A 21065-nucleotide genomic window follows, 5' to 3' on the forward strand; every position below is an offset into this window, starting at 1 on the left:
CACGTACCCGTCAGCCGCAGCGGCATCGTTCTCAGCGGTATTTTTCTTTGGCTGCTCCGTGGATTCCGATCGTGTCACCGGTACCTCACTCACCGGGTGTGTCCGCAGGCAGGGAAACGCGCTTGCGCGGCTGCCGCGGGATCGCGGACGGCGCTGGAGCCGTTTCCCCTGCCGTGAGCTGTTCGACGAGTTCGGCGACGCCGGCCACGGTGGGGTTCTCGAACAGCCGCCGCAGTTCGAGCTCGACCTTCACCTTGTCCCGCAGCCGGGTCACGATTTGGGTGGCCATCAGCGAATGCCCGCCGAGCGCGAAGAAGTCGTCGTAGATCCCCACCTGGTCCAGTCCCAGCACCTGGGCCCACACCTCGGCCACAGCCTGCTCCACCGGACCACGAGGTGCCACGAACCCCGCGCCCACGACATCCGAACGATCGGGCACCGGCAGGGCAGCCCGATCGATCTTGCCGTTGGGGGTGACCGGGAACCTCTCCAGCACCACCACGGCCGACGGCGCCATGTACCCGGGCAACCACTGGCCGACCCACGCACTCAGTTCGGCGGAGTTCAGCCCCTCACCGGTGACGTACCCGATGAGCCGGGCGTCGTCACCGATGTCCTCGCGCAGCACCACAACCGCCTGCCCCACATCGGGATGCCGCAGCAACACGGACTCGATCTCACCCAGCTCGACCCGATGGCCGCGCACCTTGACCTGGTGATCGACCCGGCCGACGAACTCCAGGCGGCCGTCCGGCAGCCAGCGCCCGAGGTCTCCCGTCCGGTACAGCCGTTCGCCATCGCCGAACGGATCCGGCACGAACCGCTCCGCCGTCAGAGCCCCGTCACCGACGTAACCCCGGGCCAGGCCCTCACCGCCCACGAACAGCTCCCCGTGCACACCCACCGGAACCGGCTCCAACGAACCGTCCAGCACGTACACCCGCGTGTTCGCGATCGGGCCACCTATCGGCACGCTGGTGACGCAGGTGTCCGACTCGACTTCGAGCGCGACGGAGTCGGCCGACACCTCCGAGGAGCCGTAGAGGTTCAGCAGGGTCCGGCCCGGCAGGCTCTGCTCGAAGCGGCGCGCCACGTCGAGCGGCAGGGACTCGCCGCTGGAGGTCCACTGCCACAGCTCCGGCAGCAGCTCGCCGAGCTTCGGCTCGTCGTCCAGCAGGGCTCGCAGCAGCGACGGGACCAGGACGATGCGGGTCGCCCCGCACTCCCGCAGGGCGCGGACCAGCTCCGGGGGCGACTTCACCACGTCGTCCGGGAGGATCACCGACGGCACACCGCTGACCAGCGGGCCGAAGATCTCCCAGACCGAGTCCACGAAGTTGACCGACGTCTTCACCACGCCGACCTCGTGCGGCTCGAACGCGTACCGCTCCCGCATCCAGGCGATCCGGTTCACCGCTCCCCGGTGCAGTCCGACGACGCCGTTGGGGGTGCCGGTCGAGCCCGAGGTGAAGATGACGTAGGCGGCGCCGTCCGGGCTCACCGGCTGTCGCGGATCGTGATCCGGCCGCGCCTGGATCTCGTCGCGGTGCACGTTGACCAGCTCGACATCACCGCCCAGCACGTCCCGCACGCGGTCGTCCTCCGCGTCGGTCAGCACGGTCGAAATGCCCGCGGTGGACACCATCAGGGCCAACCGGTCGGCCGGGTACCCCGGGTCGAGCGGCACGTAGGCGCAGCCCGCCTTCAGAATTCCCAGGATCGAGGTGACGAAGTCGGTGGAGCGCTGGAGGTGGACCCCGACCGGGGTTTCCGGCGCGGTGCCGGCCAGGAGGTGGTGCGCGAGCCGGTTCGCCTTCCGGTTCAGCTCGTCGTAGGAGAGCCGATCGGTGCCCTGGATGAGGGCGATGGCGTGCGGATGGGCATGGGCGTGCTGCTCGAAAAGCTCGTGGACGGTGTTGTGCGGGATCGGCCCCGAGGTGTTGTTCCACTCCTCGATCACTCGCCGGTATTCCGGCTCCGGCATCAACGGCAGCGACCTCACCGGCCGGGACGGGTCGGCGGCCACTGCTGCCAGGACGCATTCCACGGCGGTGATCACGCGTTGCGCCGTGTCGGCGTCGAACAGGCTGGTGTCGTATTCGAGGTATCCCTCGACACCTCCCGCGACTTCCTCCAGCGACAGCGTCAGCTCGAACTTCGCCGTTTCTGTTGACACCTGCGAGGTGTTGACTTCGACGCCGTTCAGCTCCAGTTCGCCGACCGGTGCGTTCTGCAGGACGAACATCACCTGAAACAGGGGTGTCCGGCCCGCGTCGCGCGGTGGCGCCAGCTCCTCCACCAAACGCTCGAACGGCACATCCTGATGCGCATACGCTTCTAGCGCGTTCTCTCGCACTCGGCGCAGTACCTCATCAAACGACGGCGAGCCGGACAGATCCGTGCGCATGACCAGGGTGTTGACGAAGAACCCGATCAACCCCTCCAACTCCGGGCGCGTACGCCCGGCAACTGGAGAGCCCACGACCACATCCTCGGTACCCGCGAACCGACCGAGCACCACCTGGAAGGCCGCCAGCACGGTCATGTACAGCGTCGCCCCAGCCTCACGTGCGACCTCGCGGAGACGCTCGATCAGCTCCGCGTCCCAGGACACCGGAAGATGAGCGCCCTCACGGGATTCCTTGCCGGTGCGTGGCCGATCCGTGGGCAGCGGCAGCCCAGCAGGTGCGCCGGCCAGCTGGGACCGCCAGTAGTCCAACTGCGGTTCCAGGACTCCGCCATCGAGCCATTCCCGCTGCCATACCGCGAAATCCGCATACTGCACCGGCAGCTCCGGAAGCGACGACTGCCTACCGGCGACATAATCGCCATACAGAACCGACAACTCCCGAAGCAACACGCCCAACGACCATCCATCGGACACGCTGTGGTGCAACGCAACCACCAGCACCCACTCATCGGGCGCCACTCGCAGCATGCTCACCCGGAACAACGGGCCCCGACGCAGGTCGAACGACCACCGAGCCCGTTCGCGTGCCCACTCCCGCACGTGCTCGTCGGAGGCACCGAGCGCTTCGGCCACCTCGATATCCACACCACCGGCGGGCTCGACGACCTGCACCGGCACGTCATCCTTGACCGCGAACCGCGTCCGCAAGGACTCATGCCGCGTGACGATCTGGTCCAGCGCCCACCGCAAGCCGTCGATGTCGACCGCGCCGGACAAGCGCACCATGCCTGGGACGTTGTACGTCGCCTCGCCCGGGGAAAGCTGGTCGAGGAACCACAACCGCTGCTGCGCGAACGACAACGGAAGATCCCCGTCCCGATCCACAACCGGAATCGGCGGCGCCTGTTCACGGCCCGACGCACTCGTCACCACTCCGGCAAGCGCCGCAACCGTCGGGCTCTCGAACAACTCCCGCAGCGACACCGCGACACCGAAGGTCTCCCGCAGCCGCGTCATGATTTGCGTAGCCAGCAGCGAATGTCCACCGAGCGCGAAGAAGTCGTCGTAGACCCCAACCTGATCGAGGCCCAGCACCTGCGCCCACACCTCGGCCACGGCCTGCTCCACCGGACCACGAGGCGCCACGAACCCGGCGCCCACCACATCCGAACGGTCAGGCACAGGCAGGCTGGCCCGGTCGACTTTCCCGTTCGGCGTGACCGGAAACTCCTTCAGCACGACCACGGCCGACGGCACCATGTACCCCGGCAACCACTGCCCCACCCAGTCGCACAGCTCCGCGGAGGACAAGCCCTCGCCGGTCACGTACCCGACCAGGCGGGGACCGCCACCGATGTCCTCGCGCAGCACCACAACCGCCTGCCCCACACCCGGACACCGTTGCAGCACCGACTCGATCTCACCCAGCTCAACCCGATGCCCACGAATCTTGACCTGATGATCAACCCGACCAGCAAACTCCAACCGACCATCCGGCAACCACCGCACCACATCCCCAGTCCGATACAACCGGCCACCATCACCGAACGGATCCGGCACGAACCGTTCGGCCGTCAACGGCCCGTCACCGACGTAACCCCGGCCGACACCCACACCGCCGACGAACAACTCGCCGAACACACCCACCGGAACCGGCTCGAACGCCCCGTCCAGCACGTACAACCGCGTGTTCGCGATCGGAACACCGATCGGCGTGTTCGACTCGGTGATCGCCTCCACGTCCGGGATGGAGCAGTGCGTGACGTCGTCCGAGCATTCGGTCGGGCCGTACGCGTTCAGCATCGGCACCTCGGGCCAGTACCCGAGCCACCTGCGCACGAGGCCGGGCGGCAGCGCCTCGCCCGTCATCAGCAGCCAGCGGAGCGCGGCGAGCCGTGGCGTGGATCCGCCGCGGTGCAGCGCGTCCAGGCTCGTCGCCAGCAGGGACGGCACCATCTCGAGGATCGTGATCCGGTCCTGGTCGGCCCGTTCGAGCAGCCCGGTCGCGTCCAGCGCCACTTCCCGCGGGTAGACCCGCACCTGCCCGCCGACGAGCAGGGCCGAGAGGAACTGCCACACCGAGATGTCGAAGCACTGCGACGCGGTCTGCGCCACCACGTCGTCCTGGCCGAGCCCGAGGTCGTGGATCTTCGCGTAGAGGTGGTTCACCATGCCGCGGTGCTCGACCATCGCGCCCTTGGGCACCCCCGTTGATCCCGAGGTGAAGAACACGTACGCGAGGTGGCCCGGGGTGATGGTCAGCCCGAGGTCCTCTTCGGACTCCGGCCGCGCGCCGAGCGTCGCGATGTCGAGGACCGGCAGGGACTCCCGTTCGGCGACCAGGGTCGACGCGAACTCCGCGGTGCTGATGACCAGCCCGGCCCCGGCCTGCTCCAGCACCTGCACGTGCCGGTTCGCCGGGTGGTCCGGGTCCAGCGGGAGGTAGGCCGCGCCCGCCTTGAACACCGCGAGGATCGCGGTCAGCAGGTCCGGGCCCCGGTCCATCAGCAGGGCGACGACCTCACCGGACCGGAGCCCGGAACGCCGGAGGTGGTGCGCGAGCCGGTTCGCCCGCGCGTTCAGCTCCCGGTAGCTGAGCCGCTGGTCCTCGCAGACGACCGCGATCCGGTCGGGCGTGCGCCGCACCTGCGCCTCGAACAGCTCGGGGAACGCCGTCTCGTGCGGCACGTCGAGGTCGGTGTCGTTCCACCCCTGGAGGACCGCCTGCCGCTGGTCGGGGGTCATCACCGGAAGCTCGCGGATCGCCGCGTCCGGCGTGGCGGTGGCGCCAGCGAAGAGCATCTGCAGGTTGCCGGCCATGCGTTGCGCCGTGGCACCGTCGAAGCGATCGGCGCTGTACTCAAGCGTGCCGCTCACGACGCCGTCGTTGTCCTCCAGCGCCAGCGACAGGTCGAACTTCGCCGTCCCCTCGACCGCGCCGTCCGGCGCGAGCACGAACGGACGCCACGTCGTCCCACCCGTGTCGACGCGCCGGGTCGGGTTGTTCTCCAGCACGAAGCAGGTCTCGAAGAGCGCGACGTCGTCGCCCGCGCCGCCGACCGCCCGCACGGTCTCGGCGAATGGGAGCCGCCCATGCTTGAAACCGTCCGCGGCCACCGAACGCAGCCGCCGGAGCAGTTCGCGGAAGGTCGGCTTCCCCGAGAGGTCGCAGCGCAGCACCACGGTGTTGGCGAGGAAGCCGACGAGCTCCTGCGTCTCGGCCGTCCCGCGGTTCGCGATGATGCTGCCGATCGCGAAGTCCTCCTTGCCGGTGTACCGGTGCAGGAAGGCCGCGTAGCCCGCCAGCAGCGTCACGAACGGCGTGCAGCCCTCCTCGCGGCCGATCGCGAGCAGCCGTGCGCTCGTCCTGCGCGACAGTTCGAGCCGGACCCGGCCGCCCCGGTAGGTCCGCATCGGTGGGCGGGGCCGGTCGCCGGGCAGTTCGAGCCTGGGCAGCCCGGCCAGCTGCCGGCTCCAGAACTCCTCGTCCTCCGAGAGCAGCTCGACCGCGGACTGCTCCCACCTGGCGTAGTCCGCGTACTGGAACCGCGGGTCCGCCGGGAGCAGCGTGTCCTGGACGAGCGCCTCGTAGATCTCGGCCAGTTCCCTGGCGAGGACGTTGGTCGACCAGCCGTCGGTGATCGTGTGGTGCTGGGTCACAAGCAGCACGTGGTCCTCGGCGGCGACGGCGACGAGGTGGAACCGGACGAGCGGTCCGGCGGCGAGGTCGAACGGTTCGGCGGCGAGCGCGGTCGCGACCCGTTCGAGCTCGGCTTCGGGCTCGGCCGCGGTCGTCAGATCGGTCTTCGGCAGATCCACCGGCGCGGGATCGACGACCACCTGCCGGACCTGCCTGCCGACCTCCCGCAACACCGTTCGCAGCGCGGTGTGCCGCCGGACCAGCTCCGTCACGCCGCTCCGCAGCGCGTCCTGGTCCACCGGGCCTTCGATGCGCAGTCCGAAGTGGATGTTGTAGACGGGCGTGTCCGACGCGAGCTGGGAAAGCACCCACAGCCGTTGCTGCCCGGAGGACGCGACCGGCTGGGACTCGCCGGGCACGTGGACCAGCTCCGGCAGACCGCTGCCCGCGTCATCGGCCCCCTCCCACGCGGCGACGACCTGCCGGGCGGCGTCGCGCAGGCTCGGTTGCTGCCAGAGGAATCCCATGTCCAGCGACACCCGCAGGGCGTCCTGCACGGCCCCCTGGATCTCCGCACCGGTCAGCGAGTCGAGACCGAGCGCGGCCGGGGGCGAGTCCAGATCCACCTGCTCGGGACCGCATCCGAGGACTCGGGCGCACTCCCGTTGGACGAAGCGTTCGACGAGGCTCGCGCGGCCCTCCTCGCCCACCACTTCGAGCGCGTCGAGCAGGCCGAACTGAGCACCGGTCGCACGCGGTGGCGGCGGCGGGCGCTCGTCCAGCACCGAGTGCGCCAGGATCTTGAGCCCGCCGGACCGCAGGCCCTCCCGGCAGGCGCCGCGCCGGATCTTCCCGCTGGAGGTCTTCGGGATGCTGCGGGGACTGAGCAGCGCCACGGTGTGCGCGGGCAGGTCGAACTCCCGCAGCACCGCGGCCCGGATCGCATCGATCACGGGTTCCGGGGCCGTGTCGTCGCCCAGGTCCACCTCGGTGACGACCGCCAGCCGTTCCTCCCCGTCGACCTCGACGGCGAAGGCCCCGGACTCGCCGGGGCGGACCGCCGGGTGCGAGCGCTCGACCGCGAGCTCGACGTCCTGCGGGTAGATGTTGCGGCCGCGCAGGATGATGACGTCCTTGATCCGGCCCGTGACGTAGAGTTCGCCGTCGGCGACGAACCCGAGGTCGCCGGTGCGCAGGTAGGTCCGCCGGTCGTCGCCGACGAGGTGGGCGCGGAAGGTCCTCTCGCTCTCCTCCGGCTGGTTCCAGTAGCCGTGGGCGACGCTCGGGCCGCTCACCCAGATCTCCCCGACGGCGTCCGGCTCGCAGCGCTGGTGCGTTTCCGGGTCGGCGATCGCGACCTCGTGCTCGGCGCCGGTGGTGCCGACCGAGACCATCGGCTGCTGCCCCGGATCGGTCGCGTCGGCCACGCGGTTGCGCGCCAGCGCGTCGGCGTCGACCCTGCGCTGGGTGGCCGTGGTGTGCCGCCCGACGCCGCTGACCAGCAGGGTGGCTTCGGCGAGGCCGTAGCAGGGGCACATCGCCTCGGGGCGGAAGCCGAAGTCCGCGAACTTGGCGGTGAAGCGGTCGATCGTGTCCTGCCGCACCGGCTCGGCACCGTTGAAGGCCACCGCCCACCCGCTGAGGTCCAGGCCCTCGCACTGCTCGGGCCGGACCTTGCGGACGCACAGCTCGTAGCCGAAGTTCGGGCCGCCGCACAGCACCCCGCCGTACTCCGAGATCGCGCGCAGCCAGCGCGCGGGCTGCTGCAGGAACGCCTGCGGGGACATCAGCGTGCAGGAGTTGCCGAGGTACAGCGGGTGCAGCAGGTTCCCGATCAGGCCCATGTCGTGGAACAGCGGCAGCCATCCCACCGAGCTCGTCTCCTGGTCGTTGCCGAAGGTCTCCTTGATCAGCCGTTCGTTGTGCAGCAGGTTGCCGTGGCTGACCATCACGCCCTTCGGCGTGGCGGTCGAGCCGGAGGTGTACTGGAGGAAGGCCAGCGACTCCCCGGTGATCGCGGGCCGCTGCCACCGAGCGGCGATGTCCACATCGGACTCCCCGGTCCCGGTCCACCGCGCCGCCGCGAGTTCGGGGACCGCGCGGGTGAAGCGCTCGTTTTCGGCCACCACCTTGTTCGGCGCGAGAACGGCTCTGGCGCCGGCATCGCGCGCGATGCCGTGCAGCCGGGTCGAGGTGGGGTGCGGGTAGGCGGGGACGGCCACGGCTCCGGCGTACAGGCAGCCGAAGAACGCCGCGACGAAGTCCGCGGTCGGCGGGTACAGCAGGATGACCCGCTCACCCCGGACGCCGATCTCCTGGAGCTGTGCGGCGATCGTCCGGGCGCGCAGGTCGAGCTCGCCGAAGGACCACTCCTCGCTCTCACCGTCGACCTCGCCCGAGGTCAGGAAGCGCAGGCCCACCCGGTCCGGGTGCTCGTCGGCTCGGAGGCGCAGCAGGTCGGTCAGGTTCTCGGCGGATTCGGGGATCATGACCACGCACTCCTTCGTCAGGCCGTTCCAGGCAGATCCGGTGCCCCGGCGAGCGGCGCCGGCCGCAGCCGCACGAGCCGCTGCTCCCACATCCGGCGCAGCTCCGGCAGCAGGGAGTCCAGCTCCGCGTCCTTGGCCAGTTCCGCGAGGGTCTGCTCGCCGTCGAGGCGCAGGAGCAGTTCGGCCAGTTCGGGCGAGATGCCGACGCTGAGCTCGGCGTCGAAGGTGGTCCGCAGCTCGGTCCTGATCTCGGACCGGTCGGGCTGGGCGAACACCTTGGTCTGGCGGACCTGGACGTACTGCGGCAGCGACAGCGCGAGCGCCCGCCAGCTCTCCCGTTCCGGTTCCCGCTTGCCGATCACGAAGTCGCCCACGACGAGGTGGTCGAGCTTCGTGGTCAGGAAGGACACCACGGCGTCCTCCACCGACTCCACGATCGGCTCCACGTTGTTGTTGAACGACGTGTTGAGCACGACCGAGACCCCGGTGAGGTCCTTGAACGCCTTGATCAGTTCCCAGTAGCGCGGATTGGCCTCGCGGGAGACGGTCTGCAACCGCGCCGTACCGTCCACGTGGGTCGTCGCGCCGAGCAGCGCGCGCTTGTCCTCGTGCACGTTCACCACGAACAACATGTACGGGAACTCGTCCATGCTCTCGGGCAGGTCGAAGTACTCCCGGGCGTCCTCGGCCAGCACCGACGGCGCGAAGGGCCGGTAGCCCTCCCTGGTCTTGATCATCCCGTTGATCCGCCGCCGGTTCTCCACCGGCCGCGGGTCGGCCACGATGCTGCGGTTGCCCAGCGCCCGCGGCCCGAACTCCGACCGGCCCTGCACCCATCCGACGACGGCGCCGTCCGCGACGAGCCCGGCGACCTCGCGGGTCACGTCAGCCGATCGCCGGGTTTCCAGGAACCCGCCCCAGGGTTCGAGCTGCCTGGCGACGTCGTCCTCGGCACCGATGTCGGTGCCCCAGTAGACGTGCTGGAGCTTCTGGGCGCGGGGCGGCTCCTCCCCGTTCTGCGAAGCCAGCAGAGCGGCGCCGAGCGCGCATCCGGCGTCATGCGCGGCCGGTTGCACGAAAACGTCGTCGAACAGGCCGGAATGCGCGATCTTCCCGTTCATCGTGCCGTTGAGCGCGACCCCGCCGCCCATGCACAGCCTGGAGAGGTCGGTTTCCCGGCGGTAGTGGCGCAGGACGTGCAGGACGATGGTCTCCAGCGCCTCCTGGAGCGTCGCCGCGAGGTTCTTGTGGTCCTGGGTGATGGGCTGCCCGGACTTGCGGACGTCGATCCGGTCCAGCAGCGCGGGCACGATCCCGTCCAGGTCGAGGTCGTAGTTCCCGCCGGGCAGCAGTTCGTAGACCTCGGCCAGCGCCGCGCGGTACGGCGCCGGATCCCCGTACGGCGCCAGCCCCATCACCTTGTACTCGTCGAACTGGCGGTACCCGATGAACTTGATCACTTCGAGGTAGAGCAGGCCGAGCGACTTGCGCTGCGGGAAGGTGGCGATCTCGGTCAGCGACATCCCCTCCGCCCGCGCGACCAGACCGGACAGGAAGTCCCCGTAGCCGTCGATGGCCAGGACCAGGCTGCGGTCGAAACCGGAGACGCAGGACGCGCTGGCGGCGTGGGCCATGTGGTGGCGGGTGAACACGATCCGGTCCGGGTCCACCTCCCCGCCGAGTTCCTGCGAGAGCAGCCCGGCGAGCGCGGTGCGCGCGTCGAGCCGGGGCATCTCCGGCTTGGTCAGGAACAGGTTGGTGAGCAGGGCGTTGCAGTACTCCTCGGTGGCGTAGAAGGCGAACCGGTCCACGTCCTGGACCCGCGCCCCGCGCCGCCGCAGGCAGTAGCGCAGCGAGTGCTCCGGGAACTTGTTGGAGTGCTTGATCCGGTTGAGCCGTTCTTCCTCGATCGCCGCGACGACCGCACCGTCCTCGACCAGCGCCGCGGCGCCGTCGTGGGTGAAGGCGCGGGGAAGTTGGTAGGGGTTCTCGTGGGCGCGGTTCAGCCCGCCGCTGAAGCCCAGGCAAAGCATGTGAATCTCCTTGGAAGAAGGGCACGAACTCGGATCGGGCGGTTACCAGGACCGGTGCGTGAAGGACTCGTCGCCGAGCGCGGCCTCGCCGTACCGGCGCTCGATCGCGGCGCTGACTTCCGGTCCGAGCGGCCCGAAGGCGACCTCCTGGGAGAGGCGTTCCAGGACGTGGCCGCCGGCGTAGCTGCGAGCGCCCACGATCCGCCGCGCCGCGGTGACGATCTCCTCCGCGCAGCGCGTCCCGACGTACTTGGCGGCTCTCGCGTCGTTCGCGGCCCTGCGCAGCGCCTCCTCGTCGTCCGGCAGCCGCCGGACCGTCGCGAGGGTTTCGCCCGCCTGCAGCACGGTGAAGCAGGCGCTGCGGTGGTCCAGCGCGAGCCGTCCGACGTCGACCACCATGCCGTCGAGCTCGGCCAGCGGTTTGCCGTCCCGCCCGGTGGTCCCGCGCAGGAACGTGCGCACCGCTTCCAGCGCGCCCGCCGCGGCGCCCAGGTACAGCGCCGGGATCAGGAGCTGGTGCCAGGCCATCTCGTGCTCGATGAGCAGCCCGGCCTGCGGGTTCGCCGGGCTCAGCAGCAGGTCGTCCTCGGTGAGTTCGAGGTCGTGGAAGGTGATCTGCCTGGTGTCGGAGTCCTGCATGGCGGAGGGGAACAGGTAGGGACCGATCTCGACCGCCGGGTTGCCCTGCATCGGGTCGATCACGAAGATCGCGTGGCCCTCGTCCTCGATCCGCGTGAGGAACACCAGGACGTCGCCCTCGGTCGCCAGCGAGGTGTACGAAGCCCTGCCGGTGACCACGAACCGGTCGGCCTTGCGCCGTGCCACGGTGCCGATCTGCCCGAGCTTGTTGCCCTGGATCTTCGAGTTCGTGTTGGCGACCAGCGCGCGACGAGCGCCGAGCTTGTCCAGCACGGCATGGCGCCGCTGTTCGAGCAGCACGTCGTCACCGGCCGGGAACGTCGCGATCGCCGAACTCACGTAGAAGTGGTTCTCCACGGCGAGCGCGGTCGCGGGCGACAGCGCGCCGAGCCGTTGCAGCGTCTCGAAAACCAAGCGGAAAAGGGTTCGCGGGTCGTCCCGGAAAGTCACCGGGAGCAACGGCAGGTCCGTTTCCCGGAACGTGCGGTAGAAAGCGGAGAGGTCGCCGTGCGGTAGCGCTTCCGCGAGCTTGCCGGTGATCTGGTCCAGTTGGCCGCGGAAGCGGACCGCGTCGTGATTCGTCATGAACTCCTCGCACGCAGGGACAGCATCCGCTCCGCCCACAGCTGTCGGATCTCGGCCAGGATCTGCTCCCGGTCCGGGGCGGAGATCGCGCTCATCAGCTCGCCGAGGGGCGTCTCGGCGTTGACGGTCCCGAGCAGGGCGCCGAGTTCGGGGGACACGCGGCGGCGCACCTGCGGCTCGTAGGAGGTGCGGAGCTCGCAGCGCGTCGTCGCCCGTTCGCGCTCGGCGTGGCCCTTGATCTGGAAGAGCTTGACGTGCGGAGGAACCGACAGGCCGAGGGCGAGCCAGTCCTGCTCGGCGGGCTCGCGCCTGCGCACCACGAAGTCGCCCACGACGAGGTGGTCGATCTCGGTGGTGAGGAAGGAGACCACCGCGTCCTCGGCCGAGTGGACCGTCGGCTCGACGCTGTTGTTGAACGAGGTGTTGAGCAGAACCGGGACGCCGGTGATGTCCCGGAAAGCGCTGATCAGCTCCCAGTAGCGGAGGTTCGCCTCCCGGGAGACGGTGTGCAGCCGGGCGGTCCCGTCCGCCTGGGTCGTCGCCGGCAACGCCGCGCGCCGGTCCGCGCGCACCTCCACGGCGAAGGTCATGAACGGCGACTGCGCCATTCCCGGTGGCAGGACGAAGTACTCGTGCGCGTCCTCCGCCAGCACGGACGGTGCGAGGGGCCGGTACACCTCCGCCCGGCTCAAGGCCTTGTTGACGCGGGGTCTGCTCTCGGGGTTCCGCGGGTCCGCCAGGACGCTGCGGTTGCCCAGCGCGTGCGAGCCGAACTCGGACCGGCCCTGCACCCACCCGACGACGGCGCCGTCCGCCAGCAGCTGCGCCGCATCGCGCGCGACATCCGGGGAGCGGTGCGCGCTCACGAATCCGCGCCACCGGTCCAGAACAGCGGCCACCTCCGGCTCGGAACCGACGTCGGGGCCCCAGAACACGTGCACCGGGCGCTCCTGCCGCACCGCGTCGGCCCCCTCGCTCGACGCCAGGAGCGCGGCACCGACCGCGCACCCCGTGTCGTAGGCGGCCGGGTGGACGAAGACCTCGTCGAACAGCCCGGAACGCAGGACCTTCCCGGCCAGCCCGGTGTTCTCGATCATGCCGCCCGCCATGCACAACCTGCGGTGGCCCGCTTTCTCCCGGTAGTGCCGCAACTGGTGGAGCACGATCCGCTCCATCGTGTGCTGCATCGAGGCTGCGACGTCGCGGACCGCCTGGTCCGGTGGATCGGTGCGAGGTCCGGTCCCGACGAGGTCCGACACCGCTGCCGCCCGGTCGAGCCGGAGCGCGTAGTCCCCGCCGGGCAGCAGCTCGCAGAGCTGGTCGAAGACCGGGGCGAAGGTCGCCGGGTCGCCCTGCGCGGCCAGCGCCACCATCTTGTGCTCGTCGAACATCCCCAGCCCGATGGCGGGGAGCAGGGTCTGGGAGAAGTGGTTGAGGGACTGCCGGTGCGGCCACGCCACCAGCTCGTCCAGCCGCAGGCCACCGCGTTCGTCCCAGCTCCCGGAGTACAGGCCGCTCGCGCTGTCCACGACGTGCACGAGACCGTCGTCGAACCCCGAGTGCGCCATGGCGCTCGCGGCGTGGGTGAGCTTGTGCTGGAAGAAGGCGAGGCGACCCGGATCGATCTCGCAGCCGAGGCCCCGGCTCAGCGTCCCGGCCAGCAGCGTCCGGGCGTCGACGTCCCCGGCCAGCTCGGGCCGGGCGAGCGCCAGCCGGGACAGCAGGACGTTCGCGGCTTCCTCGTTGACGTAGTAGCCGATCCGGTCCAGATCGGTCGCGCGCAGCCCGAAGCTGTCCAGACAGAACCGGATCGACTCGAACGGGAACTTGTTGGAATGCTTGATCCGGTTGAGCCGTTCCTCCTCCACGGCCGCCACCACCCGGCCGTCCCGGACCAGAACGGCGGCGCCGTCGTAGGTGTAGTTCTCCGGGACGTCCAGAACTTGTTCGTGGACGGGATCCAGCCCACCGGAAAGACCGAGCGTCAGCATAGGTAGAGGTCCAATCTCAGGGCTTTTCGGCCAACGGCCGAACGCCACCCGGCAACTCCCCGCCCCGCGTCCGTTCGGAGCAATCAGCGGTCGACGGTCGGATCCATTCCCAGGGTCACCTTCCCGATGTATTCGAGCGCCTCGTACGGTGCGTACGGCTGCATGAACGGTCCGGCGCGGGAGTCGCGGTACAACCTCGCCAGCGGATGCCTTCCCATGTACGCGCCACCGCCGGTCACCGTCATCGCGCGATCGACCACCTCGATGGCCTTGCGGTTGACGACGTATTTCATGCACTGGGTTTCCTTCATCAGCGCATTTCCCTCGGCGGAGGGGGCGTCGGTGGTCGCGTAGCGCTTGAGGAACTCGTCGGCGATGCGGCCGACCCGTTCCACCATCGCCCGGCACACGGCGAGATCGATTTCTATCTCCGCGACGAGTTGCTGGATGGGAATTCTGTCCCCCAGCGCTTTCTTCTTCGGCCCCTTGCGCTTGGTGGTGGCGTGCAGCGCGTGGTCGCGGGCGGCCTCGGCGATCCCGAGGAAGGTGGAGATCAGCGGCAGGTTCGCGGTCAGCGCGAAGTCGGCGAAGCCCTGACCGGCCCTGGCGTAGTTGTCGCGCACCGCGAACAGCATGTCCTTCGGGACGAAGCAGTCGGTGAACGTGATGTCGTTGCTGCCGGACGCGCGCATGCCCAGCGCGTCCCAGTTGTCCTCGACCTGCAGCCCGTCGGCCTCCCTCGGGATCGCCGCGGTCGCGGTCAGGTAGCCGCCGTCGTCCTTGGGCACCCGGACGCTGGGGAAGAACAGGTCGGCGGCGGGCGAGATCGTGCCGAAGATCTTGCGGCCGTTGACCAGGTAGCCGCCGTCGACGGGCGTCGCGGTCGTCATGGGGCTGGTCAGGTCCGTCCCGCGCTCCGTCGTCGGGTAGCACATCACCGTCGACCCCGAGCCGACGCGGGACAGCAGGTCCTCGATCACCGCCGCGGCCCCGGCATCGCCCTCCGCCCTGGCCCGGCGCAGCAGGCGGCCGATCACCGCGGCGCCCGCGAGGTGCATGTTGGCGGCGATGGCCGTCGAGGCGTCGCCCCTGGCCAGCCGGTTCATCGCCACCATCATGTCGTGCAGCGAATCCAGCCCGATGCCACCGAATTCGGCCGCCACCGTGCACGCCATGAATCCGCTGCGCTGCATTTCCGCGAAGTTCTCGTGCGGAAAAGTCCCGTCCCGATCATGCTCCTCGGCGCGGGCCAGGAACTGTTCGGCGTGCTTCTCGGCGAGCGTGACCGCTCGGTGGCCGGCATCGGTCGCGGGTGAAAGTTCGAAAGCCGGTGCGTTCGCCACCGGTTCAGCAGGGATGCTCATTCAAATCCCATCAGATCTCGGTCCGGCCCATTATTGTCCCCGAGCCACCACCAGCGTCGCTTATGCCCCTCGGAATATGAATCAACGACGGCATCACCATAACAGTCACATCAACGCAATGAAAATGCTACAAACGGCCGAATCCGAGCGGGCCGCCGCCCCGGCCAATACCACTGGGCCGAACGAGTGGTCTCGGGGGCAGCTCTTGCGTGTCCCGCCACGGCGACGTAACACTTGGCCACCGGTGCACCGGCGAATGGTGCCCGGATTCTTACCTGTGACGATTGCCCGCTCAATGTGCACGAATTTCTTCCGCCGATCGCACCGGTTTTCCCGCATTGCCCCCGGCCGCTGACCCGCGGCCGCGACGGCGCCCCGCGCCATATCGGGCAAAACGTGCACATCCCCTCGCGCCAAAGATTGAGTAGCTGATGATCTTCAGGCACGTTTATGACGTCGTCGTGGACAACGTGTTTCTCGAACTCGGCGGTTTCGTCCAGGACGCGGACGTATACGTCAAACTGGAGGGGCTCAATCCCGCCGGCTCCATCAAGCTCAAGACCGCGGTGGCGCTGATCGACAGCGTCGAGGCGACCGGTGCGCTCCGGCCCGGCACCCGGCTCATCGAGTCCACCTCGGGGAACCTGGGGGTCGCCCTGGCCGTGATCTGCGCGGCAAGGAAGTACTCGCTGACCCTGGTCACGGACCCGAACACGAGCAGGCAGGCGGTCCGGATGATGAGCAGCCTCGGCGCGGAGGTCGTGGAGGTCACCGGCGAGAACAGCAGCCAGGGGTTCCTGCAGGCCCGTTTCGACTACGTCCGCAGCCGGATCGCGGTGGAGCCCGAGCTGGTCTGGCTCAACCAGCACGCCAACGCGGCCAACGTCGAGGCGCACAGCAGCCGGACCGCGCGGGCCATCCACGACGAGTTCGGGCACGTCGACGTGCTGTTCGTCGGTGCGGGCACGACGGGGACCCTGATGGGCTGCGTGGACTACTTCAGCAGGCACAGTCCCCGCACGCGGATCGTCGGGGTCGACTCCGTCGGGTCGGTGACCTTCGGCGGTCCCCCGAGCACCCGCCACATCCCCGGCCTCGGCGCGGCCCGCCGCCCGGACATCTTCGTCGACGACGGGTCGTTCGAGAAGGTGCTGATCCCCGAGACCGAGACGGTCGCGATGTGCCACCGGCTGACCCGGGACTACGGGCTGCTGGCCGGTGGTTCGACCGGGACCGTCCTGGCGGCTGTCGACCGGATCTCCGGCTCCCTCCCGCCGCGGTCCAGGGTCGTCGCGATCTCACCGGACCTCGGGGAGAAGTACGTCGACACCGTGTACTCGATGGCGTGGGTCGCGGACAAGCAGCTGGATGCCCTGTTCACCACCAGCGGCCAGTAGGAGGAGCCATGACACGGCGGCCACGCCGACCCGGCGGCAGGAGATGACATGATCACGCACGAAGAGCCGGTCGCGGCGCGGGAAAGCCGGCCGATACGGGTTGTCGGCATCGGCGGATCCACGCACGCGGGCTCGAACTCCGAGAAGGCGCTGCGGGTCGCGATGCGCGCGCTGGAGTCCGGCGGCGCGGAGACCGAGCTGTTCCTCGGCCGGACCCTGATGTTCCCGATCTACGACACCGAGAGCAGCGATCGCTGCCCGCAGGCGACGGCCCTGCTGGAGGCGGTCCGCCGGGCCGACGCGCTGGTCGTCTCGTCCCCCGGCTACAACGGCACGCTGTCCGGGATGATCAAGAACGTCTTCGACTACTTCGAGGACCTGCACGCCGACCCCCTCCCCTACCTGCACGGCATGTCCGTGGGCTGCATCTCGGTGGCGCGCGGCTGGCAGGCCGCCGTGTCCACGCTGCACTGCCTGCGCACGGTGACGCATGCGCTGCGCGGCTGGCCGACGCCCATGGGAGTGGCGATCAACTCGTCGGAAACGGTCATCCCCGAGAACGGGACCGCCTCGGCGTCCCCGGTGGGATCGAAGCTGAAGGCGATGAGCGACCAGGTGATCGAATTCGCGCACGCGCGGCGGATCGCCGGGCTGGCGCGCACGACGACCGACCACGACGAGCTCGCAGCGTCGGTTCTCCCGGCCAAGGATCGTTGACCCGCGGATCCCGTGCTCCTGGCGGCGACGGCCTGCCGCGGGCACCGCGACTGCAGGAGGACGTGTGCCCACACGAGCGGACCTGAACTCCGTCGTGGTCGTCGGGGACGACCACGGCTGCTGCGGGGCTGCGGGTTCCGACCGGTCGAGCGCCGAGGTGTGCCGGGTCCTGCGGGCCGAGGGGATCCGGGTCGTGGCGATCAGCTCGAACCCGGCCACCGTCCTGACCGATCCCGGGCTCGCGGACGCGGCCTACGTCGAGCCGGTCACACCGGATCACCTGCTGGCGGTCCTGACCAGGGAACGCCCGGACGCGCTCCTGCCGGTCCGCGGCAGCGGTCCCGCGATGGAGGCCGTCATGGACCTGGTCAAGTCGGGGGTGCTGAAGGCGCACGGGGTCGACCTGCTCGGCGTCGGCGCCACCGAGTTCGACTCGGCGAACGCCGCGGGCACCTGCCGGTCCGAGCCGTCGACCGCACCGGACTGGCCGCCGAGGTCGACGGCGGGGTGGCGCGAGTACGAGCTGGTGGTGCTCCGGGACGACGCCGGCTCGGTGCTGGTCGCGGATCTGGTCGAGAACATCGACCGCACCGCGGGCGGGTCGGCCGCCGCGTTCTCCGTGTCGCCCGCGATGACGCCGGAGCCACGGGATCGCGCGATGTTGTCCGACACGGCGCGGGCGATGGTCGCGAACGGCACCGGGAGCGCCGGTGCGTACCGGGTTCGCTTGCTCCAGGACCCGCGCGGGGGCGAGATCCTCCCCACTCGGCTGGACCGCTGGCCGCCCTGCTTCTTCGAGCTGCGGGCTCGTCCGATCGCCGGAGCCGTGACGCGTCTGGTCCTCGGCCACCGCCTCGACGAGATCGCGCTCGGCCCTCCCGCGTCCGACGACCACGTGGCGGTTCGGATGCGCTGGCCGGGCGGGCACGTCGTCGGGCTCGCGGGTTCCTTCCCCGAGGCGTTGCAGAAGGCGCTTCGGTCCGCCGAGGACGGCGCGCTGTCGTGGTCGGTTCCTCCTCGGGGACCAAGGCGATTGCTCCGCCTCGCGCGGAAATCCGGCCCCGGCCAGTGGAATCGGATGCTCCAGGCGCTGCGCGCCGGAACGAGCACCGGAGCGGTGGCCCGCGCGGCGGGGATCGACGTCTGGTTCGCCGGGCAGCTGGCGGCCCTCAACCGGATCGCCGACGATCTCGCCGTCCGCCCCGATCTCGATCCGGCGCTGCTGCGTTCCGCCAAGCGGCACGGCTTTTCGGACGAGCAGATCGGGGACATCCGCGGGACGTCCGGCAAAGCGGTGCGCGTGCTGCGGGACGGGCTGGGCATCCGCCCGGGGCAACGACTGCTGGGAACCGGACCTGATCTGGTGAGCTACTCGACCTACGCTGAAGCGGCGACACCGAACCGCCCGCTCACCACGCTCGTCGTCGGCTCCCCCGGCGGGAACTTCACCCACTCCTGCGTTCAGGCCTACCGGGCGCTGCGCGGCGCGGGCCACGAAGTGGCGGTCCTGCACAGCGATCCGGCCTCGCTTCCCGCGTGGGTTCGGACCTGGGTCGCGCCGTGCACCGCCGAGGACGTGCACGACGTCGTCGCGATCCACGATTCGCGTCCTGAGGTCGTCACCCAGTTCCGCGGGCCGGGGGGCCGACTCGAACCACCGGCGCACGAGTACTCGGTGGAGGCGCTGTTCGACGGAACGGACCTGCACGTCGGCGGCGTCATCGAGCACATCGATCGTTCCGCCTGCGTTCATCCTCCGATCCACCTCGGAAGTGCCGATGTGCGGCAGCTGCGGGCCGCAACCGAGAGCGTGGCCCGCGCACGGAACGCACGCGGGCCGCTCCAGGTTCGCTTCACGTGGGACAACGGTCCCCATGTCGTCTCAGTGGCATCGCTGGCGTCCGCGGCGCTTCCGTTCCTCACCAAGGCGACCGGGGTTCCCCTCGCCGGAGCCGCCGCGCGCGTCATCGCGGGATCCTCGATTTCCGAACTCCGCAAGCAGGGCGTCCTGCCCAGCGGTGGCCGCGATTGCTGCGTCGCAGTGCGGGAAACCGGTACCAGCCACGAGGTCATGGGGATCTCCGACGCGTTCGGCGCCGCGTTCGCGAAGACGCAGGCCGCCGTTCACCGCCCGCTGCCGACCACCGGACGCGTCTACCTCGCGGCGGTCGGCGGGGACAAGCGGACCATGCTGTTTCCGCTGCGAACACTCCAGGATCTCTGCTTCGAGATCTTCGCACCCGAAGAACTCGCCGGACTGCTGCGGCGCAGCGCCATCGACGTCACCGCCGTCGGGGAGCGCGATCAGCCGACGACCACCGAGCTGTTCCGCGACAGCGGAGTCGACCTCGTGGTCGACATCCCCCGGAGCGGGGCGACACCACCCGAAGGGTCGCTGCACATCGAGAGCTGGGAACGCCTGACCGCCGCGACGCTGGGCATCCAGAGCCTGCACCAGCACGCGCCGGACGTGCGCACGGTCGAGGAAATCCGCCGCGGTCGCGAACTATGACGTGGGCTCGCCCAGCTCGACATTGCCCTCGCGGAGGCAGCGCAACAGCTCGTCGTGCGGCAGCGCGGGCGAGCGGTGGCCGTCCCGCCCGACCATCGTCTCGTTCACGACCAGGGCGTTGAGCACGGCCTCCTCCACGCACTGGATGACCGCCTCGTAGAACGGGTTGATCCCGCCCCACGGCACGAACCGCAGGGTCTCGTAGGTCCGGTCGGAGTCGAACTCGCTGGTCAGCGCTCCCTCGTTCGCCGTGGAGAAGGCGAGGAACAGGTCGCCGGAGAAGTGCGAGCCGATGGTGCCGGTCCGCCCCAGCCCGAGCGGCACCCGCCGGGCCAGCGCCTTGCACTGCCCCGGCAGCAGGGGCGCGTCGGTGGCGACGACCACGATCACCGACCCCGCGCCCGGTGGCGCGAGCCAGCCGCGGTCCTCCATGGGGTTCTCCGCCGCGATCCGGAGCCCCACGGGACGGCCCGCCACGGTCAGGTGGCGACGGGCACCGAAGTTGGCCTGCACGAACGCGCCGACCGCGTACTCGTCGGCGCCGTGCCGGACCAGCCGCGACGCGGTCCCGCTGCCGCCCTTGAAGCCGTAGCAGTTCATGCCGGTCCCGCCGCCGACGGAGCCTTCCGCGATCGGGCCGCCCGCAGCGGACTCCAACGCGCTCACCGCGTGTTCGGCCCGCACGTGCCCGCCGTTGATGTCGTTGAGGTAGCCGTCGAAGGTCTCCGCGACGACCGGCATCAGCCAGCCGCGGGCGGGTCCCCGGCCAACCATCCAGTCGATCGCGCCCTGGTGGCACGGCCCCACCGCGTGGGTGTTCGTGATCAGCACCGGCGTGGTGAGCGCGCCGACCTCCTCGATCCACGACGTCCCGGTCATCTCGCCGTTCCCGTTGAGCGCGAACCACCCGGCGGCGCAGGGCTGCGCCGGTTTGCTCCGGCCCCGGGGCAGGATCGCGGTGACCCCGCTGCGCACCGGTCCTTCGCCGCTGCGCAGCGGCCCCTCCCCGTGGACCAGCGTGGTGTAACCGACCTCGACCCCTGTCACGTCGGTGATCGCGTTGACCGGGCCGGGTCGGCCGGCGAACGGGATCCCCAGCCCACGCGCCCTGGGGCGACCATCCACAGTGGACGAAGCAGGAGCAGGCATCGCGCATCCTTCCCATGGGGCCGAACGGTCAGTAGACCAGAACCGGACCACGTCGTGGTAGTGGGAGAAACGAGTCGGCTGATCAGACCCTTTTCGGGCGACGGTCGGGCCGTGGGAAAGTGATCGAAGACCCATCGCC

General features: G+C 70.0%; 9 protein-coding genes. 3 read left to right on the top strand and 6 right to left on the bottom strand.

What is annotated here, in order from left to right:
• Positions 1 to 85 precede the first annotated feature (85 nt).
• The 5 genes from ABD691_RS18255 to ABD691_RS18275 all read right to left on the bottom strand — a co-directional run bounded on the left by ABD691_RS18255 (position 86) and on the right by ABD691_RS18275 (position 15151).
• The gene (locus tag ABD691_RS18255; RefSeq protein ID WP_344681213.1) at positions 86 to 8539 is read right to left on the bottom strand and encodes an amino acid adenylation domain-containing protein; all 8454 of its coding nucleotides are present in this window, start codon (positions 8537 to 8539) and stop codon (positions 86 to 88) included.
• Between the two features lie 17 nt (positions 8540 to 8556).
• The gene (locus ABD691_RS18260) at positions 8557 to 10572 is read right to left on the bottom strand and encodes a carbamoyltransferase family protein (protein ID WP_344681215.1); all 2016 of its coding nucleotides are present in this window, start codon (positions 10570 to 10572) and stop codon (positions 8557 to 8559) included.
• Positions 10573 to 10614: 42 nt separating this feature from the next.
• Positions 10615 to 11796, bottom strand: a complete 1182-nt coding sequence (locus ABD691_RS18265; RefSeq protein ID WP_344681217.1) for an acyl-CoA dehydrogenase family protein — start codon at positions 11794 to 11796, stop codon at positions 10615 to 10617.
• Positions 11793 to 13787, bottom strand: a complete 1995-nt coding sequence (locus tag ABD691_RS18270) for a carbamoyltransferase family protein (RefSeq protein ID WP_344681219.1) — start codon at positions 13785 to 13787, stop codon at positions 11793 to 11795. The genes ABD691_RS18265 and ABD691_RS18270 overlap by 4 nt, the downstream gene beginning before the upstream one ends.
• An 83-nt stretch (positions 13788 to 13870) precedes the next feature.
• Positions 13871 to 15151 (bottom strand): acyl-CoA dehydrogenase family protein, encoded by a 1281-nt coding sequence (locus tag ABD691_RS18275; RefSeq protein WP_344681221.1) that lies wholly within the window; start codon positions 15149 to 15151, stop codon positions 13871 to 13873.
• A gap of 431 nt (positions 15152 to 15582) precedes the next feature.
• Here ABD691_RS18275 and sbnA point away from each other — a divergent pair, with 431 nt between their 5' ends.
• From sbnA to ABD691_RS18290, 3 genes are all read left to right on the top strand, one after another.
• Positions 15583 to 16548: a 2,3-diaminopropionate biosynthesis protein SbnA gene (sbnA, locus tag ABD691_RS18280; protein ID WP_344681223.1), complete on the top strand. Its 966-nt coding sequence runs from the start codon at positions 15583 to 15585 to the stop codon at positions 16546 to 16548.
• A gap of 48 nt (positions 16549 to 16596) precedes the next feature.
• On the top strand, positions 16597 to 17265 hold the full coding sequence (locus ABD691_RS18285; protein WP_344681225.1) for an NADPH-dependent FMN reductase: 669 nt from the start codon (positions 16597 to 16599) through the stop codon (positions 17263 to 17265).
• A gap of 64 nt (positions 17266 to 17329) precedes the next feature.
• Entirely contained in the window at positions 17330 to 19777 is a 2448-nt protein-coding gene (locus tag ABD691_RS18290; RefSeq protein ID WP_344681227.1) for a carbamoyl phosphate synthase preATP-grasp domain-containing protein, read from the top strand.
• Here ABD691_RS18290 and ABD691_RS18295 read toward each other — a convergent pair.
• The gene (locus tag ABD691_RS18295) at positions 19772 to 20926 is read right to left on the bottom strand and encodes a DmpA family aminopeptidase (protein ID WP_344681229.1); all 1155 of its coding nucleotides are present in this window, start codon (positions 20924 to 20926) and stop codon (positions 19772 to 19774) included. The genes ABD691_RS18290 and ABD691_RS18295 overlap by 6 nt on opposite strands.
• Positions 20927 to 21065 lie beyond the last annotated feature (139 nt).

The organism is Saccharopolyspora taberi, from assembly GCF_039534165.1.
In the GTDB taxonomy this organism is placed as follows: Bacteria; Actinomycetota; Actinomycetes; order Mycobacteriales; family Pseudonocardiaceae; genus Saccharopolyspora_D; species Saccharopolyspora_D taberi.